This window comes from Streptomyces sp. NPDC111520 (genome assembly GCF_055635295.1).
Map to the genome: position 1 here is coordinate 180,414 of NZ_JBVKBW010000002.1, position 16,577 is coordinate 196,990.

At 72.2% G+C, this 16,577-nt stretch carries 16 protein-coding genes and 4 tRNA genes; 12 read left to right on the forward strand and 8 right to left on the reverse strand.

The window, feature by feature from the left end:
- Nucleotides 1-5 precede the first annotated feature (5 nt).
- Nucleotides 6-902, forward strand: coding sequence for a phosphoribosylaminoimidazolesuccinocarboxamide synthase (locus ACZ7MY_RS04840; protein ID WP_499599625.1), 897 nt, complete (start codon nucleotides 6-8; stop codon nucleotides 900-902).
- A 194-nt stretch (nucleotides 903-1,096) separates the two neighbouring features.
- Here the strand turns inward: ACZ7MY_RS04840 and ACZ7MY_RS04845 are convergent.
- From ACZ7MY_RS04845 to ACZ7MY_RS04860, 4 genes are all read right to left on the reverse strand, one after another.
- Nucleotides 1,097-1,169: transfer RNA gene (locus ACZ7MY_RS04845), tRNA-Gly, on the reverse strand.
- A gap of 407 nt (nucleotides 1,170-1,576) precedes the next feature.
- Nucleotides 1,577-1,649: transfer RNA gene (locus ACZ7MY_RS04850), tRNA-Gly, on the reverse strand.
- Nucleotides 1,650-1,694: 45 nt separating this feature from the next.
- Nucleotides 1,695-1,766 (reverse strand) — tRNA-Gly (locus ACZ7MY_RS04855).
- A gap of 163 nt (nucleotides 1,767-1,929) precedes the next feature.
- Nucleotides 1,930-2,247, reverse strand: coding sequence for an Lsr2 dimerization domain-containing protein (locus ACZ7MY_RS04860; RefSeq protein ID WP_319138710.1), 318 nt, complete (start codon nucleotides 2,245-2,247; stop codon nucleotides 1,930-1,932).
- Between the two features lie 261 nt (nucleotides 2,248-2,508).
- On the opposite strand from ACZ7MY_RS04860, the gene purS reads away from it, so the two are divergent.
- From purS to purM, 9 genes are all read left to right on the forward strand, one after another.
- Nucleotides 2,509-2,754, forward strand: coding sequence for a phosphoribosylformylglycinamidine synthase subunit PurS (gene purS / locus ACZ7MY_RS04865; protein WP_499599628.1), 246 nt, complete (start codon nucleotides 2,509-2,511; stop codon nucleotides 2,752-2,754).
- Nucleotides 2,751-3,434 carry a phosphoribosylformylglycinamidine synthase subunit PurQ gene (gene purQ, locus ACZ7MY_RS04870; protein WP_499599630.1) on the forward strand — a complete coding sequence of 228 codons (684 nt, stop codon included), beginning with the start codon at nucleotides 2,751-2,753 and terminating at the stop codon, nucleotides 3,432-3,434. Before purS ends, purQ begins: the two co-directional genes overlap by 4 nt.
- Nucleotides 3,431-5,680, forward strand: coding sequence for a phosphoribosylformylglycinamidine synthase subunit PurL (gene purL, locus ACZ7MY_RS04875; protein ID WP_499599631.1), 2,250 nt, complete (start codon nucleotides 3,431-3,433; stop codon nucleotides 5,678-5,680). The genes purQ and purL overlap by 4 nt, the downstream gene beginning before the upstream one ends.
- Nucleotides 5,681-5,827: 147 nt before the next feature.
- Complete coding sequence (locus tag ACZ7MY_RS04880) at nucleotides 5,828-6,670, forward strand: hypothetical protein (RefSeq protein ID WP_499599632.1); 843 nt, start codon at nucleotides 5,828-5,830, stop codon at nucleotides 6,668-6,670.
- Nucleotides 6,671-6,725: 55 nt separating this feature from the next.
- Nucleotides 6,726-6,929, forward strand: a complete 204-nt coding sequence (locus ACZ7MY_RS04885; RefSeq protein ID WP_018558397.1) for a DUF4177 domain-containing protein — start codon at nucleotides 6,726-6,728, stop codon at nucleotides 6,927-6,929.
- 47 nt (nucleotides 6,930-6,976) lie between these two features.
- Nucleotides 6,977-7,774, forward strand: coding sequence for a maleylpyruvate isomerase family mycothiol-dependent enzyme (locus ACZ7MY_RS04890; RefSeq protein ID WP_499599634.1), 798 nt, complete (start codon nucleotides 6,977-6,979; stop codon nucleotides 7,772-7,774).
- A 29-nt stretch (nucleotides 7,775-7,803) separates the two neighbouring features.
- The gene (locus tag ACZ7MY_RS04895) at nucleotides 7,804-9,465 is read left to right on the forward strand and encodes a hypothetical protein (protein WP_499599635.1); all 1,662 of its coding nucleotides are present in this window, start codon (nucleotides 7,804-7,806) and stop codon (nucleotides 9,463-9,465) included.
- 128 nt (nucleotides 9,466-9,593) lie between these two features.
- Entirely contained in the window at nucleotides 9,594-11,111 is a 1,518-nt protein-coding gene (gene purF / locus ACZ7MY_RS04900; protein ID WP_499599636.1) for an amidophosphoribosyltransferase, read from the forward strand.
- Between the two features lie 28 nt (nucleotides 11,112-11,139).
- Nucleotides 11,140-12,207, forward strand: coding sequence for a phosphoribosylformylglycinamidine cyclo-ligase (gene purM, locus ACZ7MY_RS04905; protein ID WP_499599637.1), 1,068 nt, complete (start codon nucleotides 11,140-11,142; stop codon nucleotides 12,205-12,207).
- An 80-nt stretch (nucleotides 12,208-12,287) separates the two neighbouring features.
- On the opposite strand, the gene ACZ7MY_RS04910 is transcribed toward purM, so the two are convergent.
- Both ACZ7MY_RS04910 and ACZ7MY_RS04915 read right to left on the reverse strand, forming a co-directional pair.
- On the reverse strand, nucleotides 12,288-12,656 hold the full coding sequence (locus ACZ7MY_RS04910; RefSeq protein ID WP_499599638.1) for a DUF3073 domain-containing protein: 369 nt from the start codon (nucleotides 12,654-12,656) through the stop codon (nucleotides 12,288-12,290).
- Nucleotides 12,657-12,986: 330 nt separating this feature from the next.
- Nucleotides 12,987-14,093 (reverse strand): Leu/Phe/Val dehydrogenase, encoded by a 1,107-nt coding sequence (locus ACZ7MY_RS04915; RefSeq protein WP_499599639.1) that lies wholly within the window; start codon nucleotides 14,091-14,093, stop codon nucleotides 12,987-12,989.
- Between the two features lie 173 nt (nucleotides 14,094-14,266).
- Here ACZ7MY_RS04915 and ACZ7MY_RS04920 point away from each other — a divergent pair, with 173 nt between their 5' ends.
- Nucleotides 14,267-15,121 (forward strand): DUF8083 family protein, encoded by an 855-nt coding sequence (locus ACZ7MY_RS04920; RefSeq protein WP_499599640.1) that lies wholly within the window; start codon nucleotides 14,267-14,269, stop codon nucleotides 15,119-15,121.
- Nucleotides 15,122-15,607: 486 nt separating this feature from the next.
- Nucleotides 15,608-15,814, forward strand: a complete 207-nt coding sequence (gene bldC, locus ACZ7MY_RS04925; RefSeq protein WP_003949541.1) for a developmental transcriptional regulator BldC — start codon at nucleotides 15,608-15,610, stop codon at nucleotides 15,812-15,814.
- Nucleotides 15,815-16,077: 263 nt separating this feature from the next.
- Here the strand turns inward: bldC and ACZ7MY_RS04930 are convergent, their stop codons facing one another.
- Together ACZ7MY_RS04930 and ACZ7MY_RS04935 are read right to left on the reverse strand one after the other, a co-directional pair.
- Complete coding sequence (locus ACZ7MY_RS04930) at nucleotides 16,078-16,287, reverse strand: DUF6274 family protein (RefSeq protein WP_499599642.1); 210 nt, start codon at nucleotides 16,285-16,287, stop codon at nucleotides 16,078-16,080.
- A gap of 146 nt (nucleotides 16,288-16,433) precedes the next feature.
- Nucleotides 16,434-16,508, reverse strand: a tRNA-Asp gene (locus tag ACZ7MY_RS04935).
- Nucleotides 16,509-16,577 lie beyond the last annotated feature (69 nt).

The window sequence follows — 16,577 nt, forward strand, 5'->3', positions numbered from 1 at the left end:
GACCCATGTCCGTATTCGTCCACAAGCCCGAGCCCGCGCAAGTACCGGGCCTGGTGCACCTGCACACCGGCAAGGTGCGCGAGCTGTACCAGAACGAGGCAGGGGAGCTGGTGATGGTCGCCAGTGACCGGATCTCGGCGTACGACTGGGTGCTGCCCACCGAGATCCCGGACAAGGGCCGCGTCCTGACCCGGCTGTCGCTGTGGTGGTTCGACCAGATCGCCGACCTGGTGCCGCACCACGTGCTGTCCACCGAGCTCCCCGAGGGCGCCCCCGCCGACTGGGAGGGGCGGACGACGATCTGCAAGCCGCTGCAGATGATCCCCGTCGAGTGCGTGGCGCGCGGCTACCTGGCCGGCTCCGGGCTGCTCGAGTACAACGCCGACCGCACGGTGTGCGGGGTGACCCTCCCCGAGGGCCTGGTGGACGGCTCCGAGCTGCCCGCGCCGATCTTCACCCCGGCCACCAAGGCCGAGGTCGGCGAGCACGACGAGAACGTCAGCTACGAGGAGGTCGCCCGCCAGGTCGGTGCCGACACCGCGGCGCAGCTGCGCCAGACCACCCTCGCGGTCTACGGCCGGGCCCGGGACATCGCCCGCGAGCGCGGCATCCTCCTGGCGGACACCAAGTTCGAGTTCGGCTTCGACGGTGACGTGCTGACCATCGCCGACGAGGTGCTGACCCCGGACTCGTCCCGCTTCTGGCCCGCCGAGCTGTGGGAGCCGGGCCACGCCCAGCCCTCCTACGACAAGCAGTTCGTGCGCGACTGGCTGACCTCCGCCGGGTCCGGCTGGGACCGCCGCGGCGAGCAGCCCCCGCCGGCCCTGCCCGAGCAGGTGGTGGCGCAGACCCGCGCCAAGTACGTCGAGGCGTACGAGCGGCTCACCGGCCTCAGCTGGTAGCCCGCCACGGCCGGTACACCCGCACACCCGCCGCCCGCCCGCCGGTCCTTCCGATCGGCGGGCGAGGCGGCGGTGGTGCGTGCGGCCGCGGTGTGTACGGCCCCGATGCGTACGGCCCCGGTGCGTACGGGCGACGGCCCAGCCGCCCCAGGAACACCGAAGGCCCCGGTCGTCACGACCGGGGCCTTCCTCTGAGCGGACGACGAGGCTCGAACTCGCGACCTCAACCTTGGCAAGGTTGCGCTCTACCAACTGAGCTACGTCCGCCTGCTCCGCGCGTTCCCGTGCGGTGCGTCCTCCACTATAGCCAACCCTCGGGGCCTTGGGCACACACCCCGGCACGGCGGGTTCCCCGCGTCGCGTCCCGGAGGGCCCGCGGTGGGGGTGCGGGACGGGCGGGGACCGGCCCGCGCGCCTCCCGGAGGGTGCCCGGGGGTTCCCGGGCGAGGCGTCAACTCCGGTCAGGCGACGCGGCGTAGAGCCCCTCGAGCCCGCACCGGCGTTCCGTCGCCGGCCCGGTTCCGGAGCGCGGGAGGGATGCGGGCCGGCGGCGATCACGGCCTGCCGTCACGGGAGTTCGGGTGCCCGTCCTGTGGGCACGGTCACACCGCCGGTGCCGGCCGGGAACACGAAGAAGGCCCCGGTCGGCAATCCGACCGGGGCCTTCTCTCAAGAGCGGACGACGAGATTCGAACTCGCGACCCTCACCTTGGCAAGGTGATGCTCTACCAACTGAGCCACGTCCGCACGGCGACTACTCTACCCGATCCTTAGGACCGGTCGAGCAATCAGAGCGGGTGACAGGGATCGCACACTGCGCCTTCCTCCTGGAAGGAGGATGTTCTGCTACTGAACTACACCCGCGTGGCCCGGGAGCCCGGCCTTTCGGCCCTGCCCTCGGCGTGCTCCAGACTCTAGCGGATCAACGGGGGTGGCTGTCCAATCGCTTCTTCCGGGTGATTCCCGGGTGGCGCCCAGGCCGCCCCCGGCCGCCCCGGCCGCTCGGGCCGGGGCACCGGTGGCCGGATCAGCCGGCCTCGGCGTACGCCTCGTAGAGCTTCTTGGGGATGCGGCCGCGCGGCGGCACGTCGAAGCCCCGGGAGAGCGCCCAGGCGCGCACGGCGGCCGGGTCGGGGGCGAGCGAGGTGTGCTTGAAGGCCTTGCCGAGCCTGCTGCGGCGGCGGCCCGCCTCGACGTACGGCGCGAGGGCCTCGCGGAGCTGCTCGGCGTTCCCGGCGGACAGGTCGATCTCGTACGACTTCCCGTCGAGGCCGAAAGAGACCGTTTCCGCCGCTTCACCGCCGTCGAGGTCGTCGGAGAGCGTGACCACTACGCGCTGCGCCATGGATGCCGGTCCTTTCAATGGAGAAGGCCTGGGGCCTGCGTTGGCCCCGTTGTTGTACCGAAGCCGCGGGGCCGGGGTCAATGCTTTCCCAATTACCGGCCGGATGTTTTTCGCCGGGACCGACCGGCCAATTCCTGCGGGTCTCCCGGCGGCAATCCGGCCGAGGGATATTCCGTGACCATTCTGGAATATCTACCCGCGTAGATTTTTCGGCGGGGTACGGTGGGGACATCTCACCGCAGCACACCACCGGGAGTGACCGTGGCACGCGTCGTAGTCGACGTCATGCTCAAGCCGGAGATCCTCGACCCGCAGGGCCAGGCGGTGCAGCGCGCGCTGCCGCGGCTCGGGTTCGAGGGAATCGCCGACGTCCGCCAGGGCAAGCGTTTTGAGCTCGAACTGGAGGGTCCGGTCGACGACGCCGCCCTCACCCGTATCCGCGAGATGGCCGAGACCTTCCTCGCCAACACCGTGATCGAGGACTTCACCGTGAAGGTGGAGTCGTGACCGCACGTATCGGCGTGGTCACCTTCCCCGGGACGCTCGACGACCGGGACACCCAGCGCGCGGTCCGCGTCGCCGGCGCCGAGCCGGTGCCGCTGTGGCACCGTGACAAGGATCTCCACCAGGTGGACGCGGTCGTCCTGCCCGGCGGATTCAGTTACGGCGACTATCTCCGGGCCGGGGCGATTTCCCGCTTCTCGCCCGTGATGGAGTCGATCATCGCCGGCGCCAAGGACGGTCTTCCGGTCCTCGGTATCTGCAACGGCTTCCAGGTGCTCACCGAGACGCATCTGCTGCCGGGTGCGATGCTGCGCAACAATCACCTGCACTTCATCTGCAGGGACCAGAAGCTGCGCGTCGAGAACAACTCGACGTCCTGGACCGCCGATTACGAGCGGGACCAGGAGATCAGCATCCCGCTGAAGAACATCGACGGCCGCTACGTCGCCGACGAGCACGTCCTGGACGAGCTGGAGGCGGAGGGCCGCGTGGTGTTCCGCTACGCGGACTGGAACCCCAATGGCTCGCTCCGGGACATCGCCGGCATCACCAACGCCGCGGGCAATGTCGTCGGCCTCATGCCGCACCCCGAGCACGCCGTCGAGTCGCTGATCGGGACCGGCCGCACCGACGGCCTCGGATTCTTCACCTCGATCCTCAAGAAGCTGGTTCACGCGTCATGACACTCGATTCCGTGAAGCACGCCACCGAGACTCCGGACACCGAGCAGCCGTGGGCCGAACTCGGCCTCAAGCAGGACGAGTACGACCGCATCCGGGAGATCCTCGGCCGCCGTCCCACCGGTGCCGAGCTCGCCATGTACTCCGTCATGTGGTCCGAGCACTGCTCGTACAAGAGCAGCAAGATCCACCTGCGCCAGTTCGGCGAGAAGGCCCCCGCCAACGACGCCCTGCTGGTCGGCATCGGCGAGAACGCCGGTGTCGTGGACGTCGGGCAGGGCTACGCGGTCACCTTCAAGGTCGAGTCGCACAACCACCCCTCGTACATCGAGCCCTACCAGGGCGCGGCCACCGGCGTCGGCGGCATCGTCCGCGACATCCTCGCCATGGGCGCCCGCCCGGTCGCCGTCATGGACCCGCTGCGCTTCGGCGCGCCGGACCACCCCGACACCAAGCGCGTCCTGCCCGGCGTCGTCGCGGGCGTCGGCGGCTACGGCAACTGCCTGGGCCTGCCCAACATCGGCGGCGAGGTCGTCTTCGACTCCTGCTACCAGGGCAACCCGCTGGTCAACGCCCTGTGCGTGGGCGTGATGAAGCACGAGGACATCCACCTCGCCAAGGCCTCCGGCGCCGGCAACAAGGTCATCCTCTACGGCGCCCGCACCGGCGGCGACGGCATCGGCGGCGTCTCCGTGCTCGCCTCGGAGACCTTCTCCGACACCGGCCCGGCCAAGCGCCCCGCCGTCCAGGTCGGCGACCCCTTCCAGGAGAAGCTGCTCATCGAGTGCACCCTTGAGATCTTCAAGGAGAAGCTGGTCGCCGGCATCCAGGACCTCGGCGGCGCCGGCCTGTCCTGCGCCACCTCCGAGCTGGCCTCGGCCGGCTCCGGCGGCATGCGGGTCGAGCTGGACACCGTGCCGCTGCGCGACGCGACGCTCTCGCCGGAGGAGATCCTCATGAGCGAGTCGCAGGAGCGCATGTGCGCGATCGTCGAGCCGCGGTACGTCGACCGCTTCCTGGAGATCTGCGAGAAGTGGGACGTGATCGCCACCGTCATCGGTGAGGTCACCGACGGCGACCGGCTGGAGATCTTCTGGCACGGCGAGCAGATCGTCGACGTCCCGCCGCGCACCGTCGCCCACGAGGGCCCGGTGTACGAGCGCCCCTACGCCCGCCCCGCGTGGCAGGACGCGCTCCAGGCCGACGACGCCAACAAGCTGCCGCGCCCGGGCTCCGGCGAGGAGCTGCGCGCCCAGGTCCTGACGATGGTCGCGCACCCGAACCAGGCCTCCAAGGCGTGGATCACCGACCAGTACGACCGCTTCGTGCAGGGCAACACCGTGCTGGCGCAGCCGGAGGACTCCGGCATGATCCGCATCGACGAGGACACCAACCTCGGCGTCGCGGTCGCCACGGACGGCAACGGCCGCTACGCCAAGCTCGACCCGTACACGGGCGCGCAGCTGGCGCTCGCCGAGGCGTACCGCAACGTCGCCACGTCGGGTGCCAAGCCGCTGGCGGTCTCGGACTGCCTGAACTTCGGCTCGCCCGAGGACCCGGCCGCGATGTGGCAGTTCGCCGAGGCCTGCCGCGGCCTCGCCGACGGCTGCCTGGAGCTGGGCACCCCGGTCACCGGCGGCAACGTCTCGCTCTACAACCAGACCGGTGACGTCGCCATCCACCCGACGCCCGTCGTGGCCGTGCTCGGTGTGATCGACGACGTCACGCGCCGCACCCCGGTCGCGTTCAAGGACCAGGGCCAGCTGCTCTACCTGCTGGGTGAGACCAAGGAGGAGCTGGGCGGCTCCGCCTGGTCCCAGGCGGTCCACGACCACCTCGGCGGGCTGCCGCCGGCGGTGGACCTGGAGCGCGAGAAGCTGCTCGGCGAGATCCTCATCTCGGCCTCCCGGGACGGCATGGTCGACGCGGCCCACGACCTGTCGGACGGCGGGCTCGTGCAGGCGGTCGTCGAGTCGTGCCTGCGCGGCGGCAACGGCGCGCGGCTGGTCGTGCCGGACGGCCTCGACCCGTTCGTGTTCCTGTTCTCGGAGTCGGCGGGCCGGGCGGTCGTCTCGGTGCCGCGCAGCGAGGAGCTCCGCTTCACCGACATGTGCGGTGCGCGCGGTCTGCCCGCGACGCGGATCGGTGTCGTCGACGGCGACGCGGTCGAGCTCCAGGGCGAGTTCAGCATCGCGCTGGACGAGCTCCGCACGGCTCACGAGGGCACGATCCCGGCCCTGCTGGCCTGATCCGGGCCCGGTCCGGCCCGGTCGGTCCGGCCCGGTCGGTCCGGCCCGGTCGGTCCGCCCTCCGCATACGCCCCCGTGCCGCCAGGCGCGGGGGCGCTTTGCCGGGGGGCGTGACCGTGCCGCGGCGGTTGGCCCCATACTCCAGGCGTGAGCGAGCGCGATACCCCCGGCGAACTTCCCCGGTGGCGCGGCCGTGACGCCGTGCGCTGGGCGGCGTGCCGCCCCGCGGCGTGGGCCCGTCCGCGCTGGGGCGCCCTGGCACTCGCGGCGGCCGCGGCCGTGGCGGCCGCAGCGGCCCCGGAGGCCCTCGGGGCGGCGCACTACGGGCTGGCCGTCGTCCAGTTGTACTGGCTGGCCAGACTGCCCGGGCTCACCCTGCTGACCGCGCCGGTGCTCGCCGGGCTCCTGGTCTGGCGGGTGGAACCGCAGGCCGCGGTCCCCGCCGTCGCCGCGCTGCTGCTGTGCTGGGCCGGAGCCCGGCACCGTACGGGGGTCCACCGCCGGCAGCGGCTGCTCGCCGCCAACGCCGCCCTGGGCGTACGGCTTCCGCTCCCCGAGCCCCTCCCGCCGCTGCGCCGCGGCCTGGGCACCGCCGCGGCCGGCGTGCTGCTGTGCGCGGCCGCCGTCCCGCCGCAGACCCGCCTGCTCGCCCTGGCCGGCGCCGCGTTGCTCGCGGTGGGTGCGGTGGCGCGGGTGCGGGCGGGTGCCCTGCGGCGCGGCGGGCAGCCGGTGCTGCGCGTGCTGACCCGGGAGGACGAGGACGGCCGGACCTGGGTGTTCGCGGCCGACGACCACGCGGGCCGGGCGCCGCTGTTCTCCTGCCCGGTGGAACCGGAGCCCGAGCCGGCGTCCGGCTCCCGCGGCGACGCGCTGCGGCCCTCGCTGCTGTTCGGGGCACCGTACGAGGGCGCCGAACTGGTGCTGCTGTCCGCCGACTCCGTGGGCGGCACCCTCGTCGACCGGGCGGCGGGACCGGTCCGGCCCGCGTAGTCCGGCGGTACTACTGTGCGTTCCGCAACCACCGGTACGACAAGGGGTGTCAACGATGCACGAGTACAAGGTCGTCAGCTTCCGCGAGTCGCTGATAGGCGACGCCATCGACGACGACAAGCTGGAGAAGACGCTCAACAAGCATGCCGAGGACGGCTGGCAGCTCAAGGCCATCACCTCGGCCGACGTCAAGGGCCGCATCGGCCCGGGCGCCGTGCAGGGGCTGCTGCTCACCTTCGAGCGCCCGCGCCAGGCCTGACCGCCGGGGTCGGGGTGCGGGCCGGGCCCGGCGCGTAGGCTGCGGGCATGCCGCCCACCGCCCGCAAGGCCCGCACCTACGACCCCGCCAGGACCCGGGCCGCGCTCACCGCGCAGGTCGGCCACGTGCTGGAGGCCGCCCGCGGCCTGACGGGTGATCAGCTGGCGGCGCCCTCCGGGCTGCCGGGGTGGGACGTGCACGCATTGGTGGTGCACATCGCCCGGCAGGTGGAGGCCGTCGCACGGGTCGTGACCGCGCCCGCCCCGGCCCGGGCGGACCTCGACCTCACCACGTGGGCGCGCTCCACGGCGGGCATCGCCGGCCCGCTGGACGCCGACACCCGCGAGGCCGCCGCGGAGAGCGCCGACGCCGCCGCCCGCCTCGCGGAGGCCGCCCGCGGGCTCGCCGGGGTGCTGGACGAGGCGGTGGCGCCCGGGCGCCTGGTGGCGATCACGCTCGGCGCGATGCGGTCCACGGACTTCCTGGTGACCCGGCTCGTCGAGCTGGTCGTCCACAGCGACGACCTCGCCCGGGCGACGGGTGTGCCCGTCCCGCTGGAACGGCAGGCCGTCGCCGCCGTCGTACGGCTCCTCGCGGACACCCTCGCCGTCTCCGTGCCCGGCAACTCCGTCGAGGTCCGCGTCCCGCCGTACGCCGCCGTGCAGTGCGTGCCCGGGCCCCGCCACACCCGGGGCACCCCCACCAACGTCGTCGAGACGGACCCGCTGACCTGGATCCGCCTCGCCACCGGCCGTACGTCCTGGGCCGACGCCCTCGACTCCGCCGCGGTCTCCGCGAGCGGCGAGCGCGCCGACCTGGCCCCGTACCTGCCCCTGCTGGGATGAGCCGGTCCCGGCGTCCGCATAATGCGCCGGTGACCCCGACGACCGCCCCGGCCGGCACACCGGCCCGCCCCTGGCTCTCCGCCGACGCCCACCGCTGGGCCGCGCTGCGGCTCCCCGGCTGGGCGCGCCCGCTGTGGTGCGCCCCCGTGCTGGCGGCGGCGGTGATCGCCGCGGTCGTCCTCGCGGCGGACGACCGGTGCACGACTGCCGCGCCCTGCGGACCGATGTGGCTGGAGGCCATCGGCACCGTCGGCCTCCTCGTCCACACGCTGTGGATGTTCCTGCTGCCCGAGGCGGCGGCGCTGTCGGCGCCGCTGTTGCTGCTGTGGATGACCCGGCCGGACCTGTGGACCGGCGGCGCCGCCGAGCGCGGCGTGGACGTCGTGGTCGTGGCCGCGCTGGGCTGGAGCTGGGCCGCGGTCCTCGCGCGGCTGCGGATGCGCCGCCGCCAGCGGGCGCTCGTCCTGGAGGCGGCGGGAGGAGTCTCGCTCCCGGTGCCGGAGCGGGGTGCGCCGGTGCGGCGCGGCCTGTTCCGGATCGTCGTCGGCCTGGCGGCCCTGGTGGCCGCCGCGGTGGCCGCGGTCGTCGCGGTGTCCGGGGACCGGGCCGACGAACGGCGCGCTGCCGCCGCGGACCGTGTCGAGGCGGTCGTGGTGGCCAACGGGGAGTACGACCGTCTCGGCGTCCGGTTCGCGGACGGGACGCGCCACCGCCTGCCGGCGGTGTTCCCGGAGGACTACGAGCGCGGTGCCGTGATCCCGGTCCTCGTCGACGGGGACTGGCGGCGGCCGGCCGCGGAGCCGTACGAGGACCGCACGGGCCTGCAGCTCCTGACGCTCACGGCGGGCGGCCTCGGGCTGTCCCTGCTGCTGTCGGGGGCGGTGCCGGCGTTCCGGGCCGCCTCGGTGCGCCGGGGACCCGTTCCCGTGCTCCGGGTGCTGGCGGGGCGCGAGGACTTCAGGACCGTCATCCGGCCGGTGGACGACGCCGCCGGCGCACCGGTGCTCACCTACGGCGCGGCCGGACCCGGTGCGTGGGCACGCGGCGAGGGCGTGCTGTTCGGTGTCCCGGCGGAAGGCGCCGAACTGGTGCTGGCGGCCCTCACGGACTCCGGCGGCCTCCTGGTCGGTGCCTCGGAGTCGCCGGTGCGGCCGTGGGCGCCGCCGTCGCCCGGGAGCGGGTCGCCCTCCGCCTCCCGGCACCGCCTTGAGGCGGAGGCGAGGGTCGCCGAGGCGGCCGCGGCCCTGAAGCCCGGCACGGGCCCCGTCCGTTGGGACGGTGGTGCGGGCGGCCGCACGGCGGGCGCGCTGCTGCTGGTGGGCACGGTGGCCGTCCTGGGCTCCGCATGCGTCGGCGGCCCCTGGTGGCGCGCGGTGATGTCGGTCCTGGGCAGCCTGTGGCTGACGGAGAAGGCGCTGTCCATGACCATGTGGCGGATCACCGCCGACGCCACCGGTCTGCGGGTCCGCCGCCACCTGCGTACCCGGCACGTGCCCTGGGCGGAGGTCACCCGGGTCGTCCGCACCGCGGACGGGGAGCTGATCGTCCGCCGCGTCGCCGGTGTGGAGGACCTCCGGGTCGGCGCGGTCGCGTTCCCCGGCTGGGAGCGGACGCGGCGCCGCCCGTCCGCCGCGACGCGCGCCGCCGCCGAGCTAACCGCCATGGTCCGCGACCCCGGGCTGCGCCCCTGAGCGGGCCCCGACCGGGACCACGACCAAGGTCACATGGCCAAGCGCCCCATGGGTTTACGCGCATAGAACGCGCTTTTGTCGGGTTCCCTCGTTCGGACGACGCCGGAACCTGCCCTAGACTCGATCCCGTGCCACGTGGTGACGGACGACTCAACCACGACCTGCTCCCCGGCGAGAAGGGCCCCCAGGACGCTTGCGGCGTCTTCGGTGTCTGGGCCCCCGGCGAAGAGGTCGCCAAACTCACCTACTTCGGGCTGTACGCCCTGCAACACCGCGGACAGGAGTCCGCGGGCATCGCAGTGAGCAACGGCTCCCAGATCCTGGTCTTCAAGGACATGGGCCTCGTGTCCCAGGTCTTCGACGAGACCTCCCTCGGCTCCCTGCAGGGCCACATCGCGGTCGGGCATGCCCGTTACTCGACCACCGGCGCCTCGGTCTGGGAGAACGCCCAGCCCACCTTCCGCGCCACGGCCGGCGGCTCCATCGCCCTCGGCCACAACGGGAACCTGGTCAACACCGTCGAGCTGGCCGAGATGGTCGCCGCGCTGCCCCAGGGCAACGGCCGGGCGACCAGGGTCGCGGCGACCAACGACACCGACCTGGTGACGGCGCTGCTCGCCGGCCAGGTGGACGAGGACGGCAAGCCGCTCTCCGTCGAGGACGCCGCCCGCAAGGTGCTGCCCGAGGTCAAGGGCGCCTTCAGCCTGGTCTTCATGGACGAGCACACGCTCTACGCCGCCCGCGACCCGCAGGGCATCCGCCCGCTGGTGCTGGGCCGCCTGGAGCGCGGCTGGGTCGTCGCGTCGGAGACCGCCGCCCTGGACATCGTGGGCGCGAGCTTCATCCGCGAGATCGAGCCCGGCGAGCTGATCGCCATCGACGAGAACGGGCTGCGCGCCTCGCGCTTCGCCGACGCCCGCCCCAAGGGCTGCGTCTTCGAGTACGTGTACCTGGCGCGCCCCGACACCGACATCGCGGGCCGCAACGTCTACCTCTCCCGGGTCGAGATGGGCCGCCGGCTGGCCAAGGAGGCCCCGGTCGACGCCGACCTGGTGATACCGACCCCGGAGTCCGGCACGCCGGCCGCGGTCGGCTACGCCGAGGAGAGCGGCATCCCGTACGGCTCGGGCCTGGTGAAGAACTCGTACGTGGGACGGACCTTCATCCAGCCCTCGCAGACCATCCGGCAGCTGGGCATCCGCCTGAAGCTCAACCCGCTCAAGGAAGTCATCCGGGGCAAGCGCCTGGTGGTCGTGGACGACTCGATCGTCCGCGGCAACACGCAGCGCGCGCTGGTCCGGATGCTCCGTGAGGCCGGCGCCGCCGAGGTCCACATCCGGATCTCCTCGCCGCCGATCAAGTGGCCGTGCTTCTTCGGCATCGACTTCGCCACCCGCGCCGAGCTGATCGCCAAAGGCCTGACGGTCGACGAGATCTGCAAGTCCCTGGACGCGGACTCGCTGTCGTTCATCTCGATCGACGCGATGGTCGAGGCGACCACGATCGCCAAGCCCAACCTCTGCCGGGCCTGCTTCGACGGCGAGTACCCGATGGAGCTGCCGGACCCCGAGCTGCTCGGCAAGCACCTTCTGGAGACCGAGCTGGCCGGCGGCCCCGACGCGGCCGACGCGCTCCGTCGCCCGTAAGCATTCGACGCAAGGACACAACACAGCCATGTCCGAGAACACCGGTGCCAGCTACGCCGCGGCGGGAGTCGACATCGAGGCGGGCGACCGCGCGGTCGAGCTGATGAAGGAATGGGTGGGGAAGGCCACCCGCCCGGAGGTCGTGGGCGGTCTCGGCGGCTTCGCCGGGCTCTTCGACGCCTCCGCCCTCAAGCGCTACGAGCGGCCGCTGCTGGCCTCCGCCACCGACGGCGTGGGCACCAAGGTCGACGTCGCCCGCCGTATGGGCGTCTACGACACGATCGGCCACGACCTCGTCGGCATGGTCGTCGACGACCTGGTCGTGTGCGGCGCCGAGCCGCTGTTCATGACCGACTACATCTGCGTCGGCAAGGTCTTCCCCGACCGGGTCGCGGCCATCGTCAAGGGCATCGCCGAGGGCTGCGTGCTCGCCGGCTGCGCCCTGGTCGGCGGCGAGACGGCGGAGCACCCGGGACTGCTCGGCGAGGACGAGTTCGACGTCGCCGGCGCCGGGACGGGCGTGGTCGAGGCCGACCGGCTGCTGGGCGCGGATCGCATCCGTAAGGGTGACGTGGTGATCGCCATGGCGTCCTCCGGTCTTCACTCCAACGGGTACTCGCTCGTCCGGCACGTGCTGTTCGACCGGGCCGGCTGGGCGCTGGACCGGGAGGTGCCGGAGTTCGGCCGCACCCTCGGCGAGGAGCTGCTGGAGCCGACCCGGATCTACTCCCTGGACTGCCTGGCGCTGACCCGTACGACCGAGGTGCACGGCTTCTCGCACGTCACCGGCGGCGGCCTCGCCAACAACCTGGCGCGGGTCGTCCCGGACCACCTGCACGCCACGGTGGACCGCTCGACGTGGACGCCGGCCGCGGTGTTCGACACGGTCGGCAGGCTCGGCGGGGTGGAGCGGCTGGAGCTGGAGAAGACGCTGAACATGGGCGTCGGCATGGTCGCCGTGGTGCCCGCGGACTCCGTGGACGTGGCGCTGACGACGCTGGCCGACCGGGGCCTGGACGCCTGGGTGGCCGGCGAGGTCGTGGAGCGCGGCGAGCACACCGAGGCCGTCGCGCTGACCGGGGACTACGCGGGCTGACCCGTGCGGGACAGCACAAAGCCCGGTCCGGACGATGCCCGGACCGGGTCAGTGGTCAAGCTGCAACGGAATGTGTTGCGTCAAGCACGACGACGTTGTGATGAGGACTGGGACTCGTCGTCCTCGTCGTCGTCCTCGTCGTCGCCGTAGAGATCCACGTACCGTGCGTACGGGTCGTCTTCCAGCTCGTCGTCATCGTCGTCTTCCTGTACCTCCGGATTGACCGGCAGTGTCGACGATGCGCCCAGCTCTTCGGCCAGACGTGACAGGTCCGTACCGCCGCTGTTGTACTTCAGCTGGCGGGCGACCTTCGTCTGCTTGGCCTTGGCCCGGCCGCGCCCCATTGGCTCGACCCCCTCAACGGTGGGGCTCGACGGCCCCGAGTCTTGACACGCGTTCACGATGTGGAACGGGCCCTCGGATGAGAGACCCGGTCCGTAGGACTTCAACGGTACCTGCTTCCGAGGCCGCACGGTACGTCGCCCGCACGACGCGCGTCGGAGCAGGGGCCCGCGATGGCCCCGTCCTGGCTGGTCAGTCGCGATTTTACCTTCTTCCGCCACGGTCTGGCTGCCGGGGCGTGGTAACGGTCGGATGTCCGGCCCGCCGTCCTCGTCGCGGAGGCCCGCCGGGAGCCGCCCCGACACGCGAGGACGCGCGCACACCGTACGTCGGGGGCACCCCGCGGGTGTCCGCTTTGTGATGGAGGACACGCCCGCCGTCCGGACCCGGACGCCGGGCGTGCCGGAGGGGCCGCGGTCCTGCCGCGGCCCCGTGGGTCACGGACGCAGCCAGCTCTCCGCCGGGGTGCGCTCGGCCATGCGCTGCTCGGCCAGGCGGTCGGCGGCGGCGGCCGGCGGGATGCCGTCGGCCGCGGCGCGCTCGAAGATGGCGAGCGTGGTGTCGAAGATCTTCGTCGCCTTGGCGCGGGCCCGGTCGAAGTCAAAACCGTGCAGCTCGTCCGCGACCTGGATGACGCCGCCCGCGTTCACGACGTAGTCGGGCGCGTACAGGATGCCGCGGTCGGCCAGGTCCTTCTCGACGCCGGGGTGGGCCAGCTGGTTGTTGGCCGCGCCACAGACGATCGAGGCGGTGAGGGCCGGCACCGAGTCGTCGTTCAGGGCACCGCCGAGCGCGCAGGGCGCGTACACGTCCAGCGGCGTCCGCACCAGGACGTCAGCGTCGGAGACGGCGGTGACCTGAGGGTGACGGGAGGTGATCCGGTCGACGGCCTCGCCGCGAACATCGGTGACCACGACCTCGGCGCCGTCCTTGAGCAGGTGCTCCACCAGGTGGTGGCCGACCTTGCCGACACCGGCCACGCCGACCCTGCGGCCGCGCAGCGTGGGGTCGCCCCACTGGGCCTGGGCGGAGGCGCGCATGCCCTGGAAGACGCCCCAGGCGGTCAGCACGGAGGAGTCGCCGGCGCCGCCGTTCTCGGGCGAGCGGCCGGTGGTCCACTGCGGCGCGGTGCGGGAGACCACGTCCATGTCGGCCACGTAGGTGCCGACGTCGCAGGCCGTGACGTAGCGGCCGCCGAGCGAGGCGACGAAGCGGCCGTAGGCCAGCAGCAGCTCCTCGGACTTGTCCATGTCCGGGTCGCCGATGATGACGGCCTTGCCGCCGCCGAGGTCGAGGCCGGCGAGCGCGTTCTTGTACGACATGCCGCGGGCGAGGTTGAGCGCGTCCTCGACGGCCGCCTCGTCCGAGGGGTACGCGTGGAAGCGGGTGCCGCCGAGGGCCGGGCCCAGGGCGGTGGAGTGGATCGCGATGACGGCCTTGAGGCCACTGGCGCGGTCCTGGCACAAGACGACCTGCTCGTGACCGCCCTGCTCCGATCGGAACAGCGTGGAGACGATGCCGGGTGTCTGACGTACGTCGGTCACTGTGGTGACTCCCGAATGTCCAGAGGTCGCCCTCCGGGTGGGTGGGGGAGGGCCGGTCGGCAGAAGACTAGAACCACCCGGCCCTGAACATCTTCCCAGTGTCGTGGATCACTCCCCGTGCCGGAAACGACGTGGGACGATGCCATGGCGGAAGCCGTCACGAGGGAGCGGGTGTGGGCTTGTCATCGGTGCTGGTCCCCTACGCGGCGTATCTGCGGGTGTACGAGCCGCTGGCGGCCTTCCCGGAGCCCGACCGCGGCTACTGGTACCGGTACGCCGCCCAGGGCCCGCAGCGGACCGCACAGGACGAGCTGCGGCAGTCGCTGGCCGGTCTGCTCTCCGTCCCGCCGCTGGCCGTTCCGGTCCGCGAGAGCGGTGAGGCCTTCGTCGCCGTCGTGGACGGCGTGACCCACGTCTGCCCCTGGCGCACCCGGTTGCGCGGCTGGCTGGCCCTGTCCGAACTGGTCGAGGAGTACCCGGCCCCCGTGGTGGAGGCGGTGCTGCCGAGGGTCGCCCTCGAGCAGGCGGAGGCCGACTTCGCGGCGTGGCGGGCGGAGAAGCCCGAGAACGCCGACGCCCGGCCCTGGATCCGCGGGGCGACGTGGCACGTCCCGGTGCGCTGGTTCGTGCTGTTCGACGACTCCGAGCGGGAGTACGAACCCGCGGGCGCGGGCGAGTCCAAGGGGCCGGTGATGCGCTACCGGACACCCATGGTGCAGGCCCGCCGGCGGACGGCCCGGGCGCTGCGGGTCCTCAAGGATTCACTCGAAGAGGGGCCTCTGATCGACGGCTTGGTGGACGTGGGGCGGTGGCTCGAGGAGTTCCACCCGCGTTCCCTGGTCGAACTCGACTACGGGGGGCTCGTGCACGCCATCGCGCCGGACTCCCTCGCGGGGGACCGTTCGGCCGCCGACGTGGCGGAGGCGCTGGCGGCGCTGCGGGACGACGACGGCACCCGGGCCGGTGAGGCGTACGAGCGGCTCACCGACCGCTGGAGGGCCGTCAGGGAGCTCCTGTACGCGAGTTGAGGGTCCGTCGGGAACCGGGGGCCGCGGGGGAGGGACTTTGGTCCTGAGTCCGGCCGACCGGTACCTTTGGCCTAAGGGTGACCTAAAGCACGTTTAGGGGTCTTGCCCTCATCCCCACCCCCCATGACAATATGGGACATCGGGTCCGGAAGGACCTCTTTCCACTCGCTCTGGGTGGAATGTCCGGGATTGCATCCCCTTGAGGTGGGGCTGTGGCTCGTGGGTTGGCTGTGACTGATCGTCACCCAGGTGTGACTGTCCGTTATGGCCCGGTCCATCGGCTTCCGTCGAGCTTAGACACCTCAGAGGGCAAATCCATCGGTTTGGCCGACACGGCTGGACAGATGGTGTAGTTGTAGTGCCAAGGACAAGCCGTTCGTCCTATTACCGACTCGGCCCGCGTCCGCCATTTCGGGCAACGCGGGTCAAGGTGCAGAATTTAGAGGAAAGAACCGTGTTGGTTCGGTTCTCTCGAGGAGGCCGCTCATGACCGCTCGCACCCCTGATGCCGAGCCGCTGCTGACCCCCGCTGAGGTCGCCACGATGTTCCGCGTGGACCCGAAGACGGTCACGCGCTGGGCCAAGGCTGGCAAGCTCACGTCCATCCGCACGCTCGGCGGGCACCGCCGCTACCGCGAGGCGGAGGTCCGTGCACTGCTCGCGGGCATTCCGCAGCAGCGCAGCGAGGCCTGACCTGAACAAACGGACGCCCGCGCGGGGCCCCCAACCCGCCACGGCGTCCGCTCCGAAGGGTCCCTGCCCCCATCAGGGAAGCCCGTAGGAACGTCGATCGCACCGGAGTCCGCCGGCTCCGGTGCGATCTTTTTTGTGCGTGTGATGTGTCCGTGTTGTGAGGACTGGGTCCTCTGTCGTGAGTGCAATTGCACATATTAAATTGACGGCCCCACAGGAGGCCCCAAGTTCCCCCAGAGGGGGAACTTTTCACGTGACTCCCGTCACATGCCGGAGTCCTGTTCCTCGCCCGGTTCGTGCGGTAGTGGGACGGCCGCGCGCCGTAGCGCCAGCCGCATCAGCCGGTGGCACACCGGGCAGTGCCGGGTGAGGTGACGTCGCCCGCCCCCTGCCGCGGCCGCCAGGTGCGCGCGCAGCAGCGCCCGCGTCACGTCCCGGGGTGCCGGGCCCGGGTCCCTGGGCGTCGCGCTCATGTGCCAGGCGTACCACGCGGGAACGGACGGGACCAGGGGACCCGTTCCCTCCACAACCGCTACCGGCCACCGCGGCCGCCCCGGCCAGCCCGCGCACAGCAAGAAGGCCCGCGTCCTTCGCTGGACGCGGGCCTTGCCTTCTACTGCGGTCCTGACGGGATTTGAACCCGCGGCCTCCACCTTGACAGGGTGGCGAGCACTCCAAACTGCTCCACAGGACCAGGTTTCGCGGCCGTCGTTCCTTGGCCGCGAGGAAGACTGTACAGCAGGTCAGAGGGTGATTGCGAACC

Coding starts and splice junctions, on each gene's coding strand:
- ACZ7MY_RS04860 (WP_319138710.1), bottom strand. CDS start 2,247: ATGGCGCAGCGCGTAGTGGTCACGCTCTCCGACGACCTCGACGGCGGT.
- bldC (WP_003949541.1), top strand. CDS start 15,608: ATGACCGCTCGCACCCCTGATGCCGAGCCGCTGCTGACCCCCGCTGAG.
- ACZ7MY_RS04930 (WP_499599642.1), bottom strand. CDS start 16,287: ATGAGCGCGACGCCCAGGGACCCGGGCCCGGCACCCCGGGACGTGACG.
- ACZ7MY_RS04890 (WP_499599634.1), top strand. CDS start 6,977: ATGCCGCCCACCGCCCGCAAGGCCCGCACCTACGACCCCGCCAGGACC.
- purM (WP_499599637.1), top strand. CDS start 11,140: ATGTCCGAGAACACCGGTGCCAGCTACGCCGCGGCGGGAGTCGACATC.
- ACZ7MY_RS04885 (WP_018558397.1), top strand. CDS start 6,726: ATGCACGAGTACAAGGTCGTCAGCTTCCGCGAGTCGCTGATAGGCGAC.
- purL (WP_499599631.1), top strand. CDS start 3,431: ATGACACTCGATTCCGTGAAGCACGCCACCGAGACTCCGGACACCGAG.
- ACZ7MY_RS04840 (WP_499599625.1), top strand. CDS start 6: ATGTCCGTATTCGTCCACAAGCCCGAGCCCGCGCAAGTACCGGGCCTG.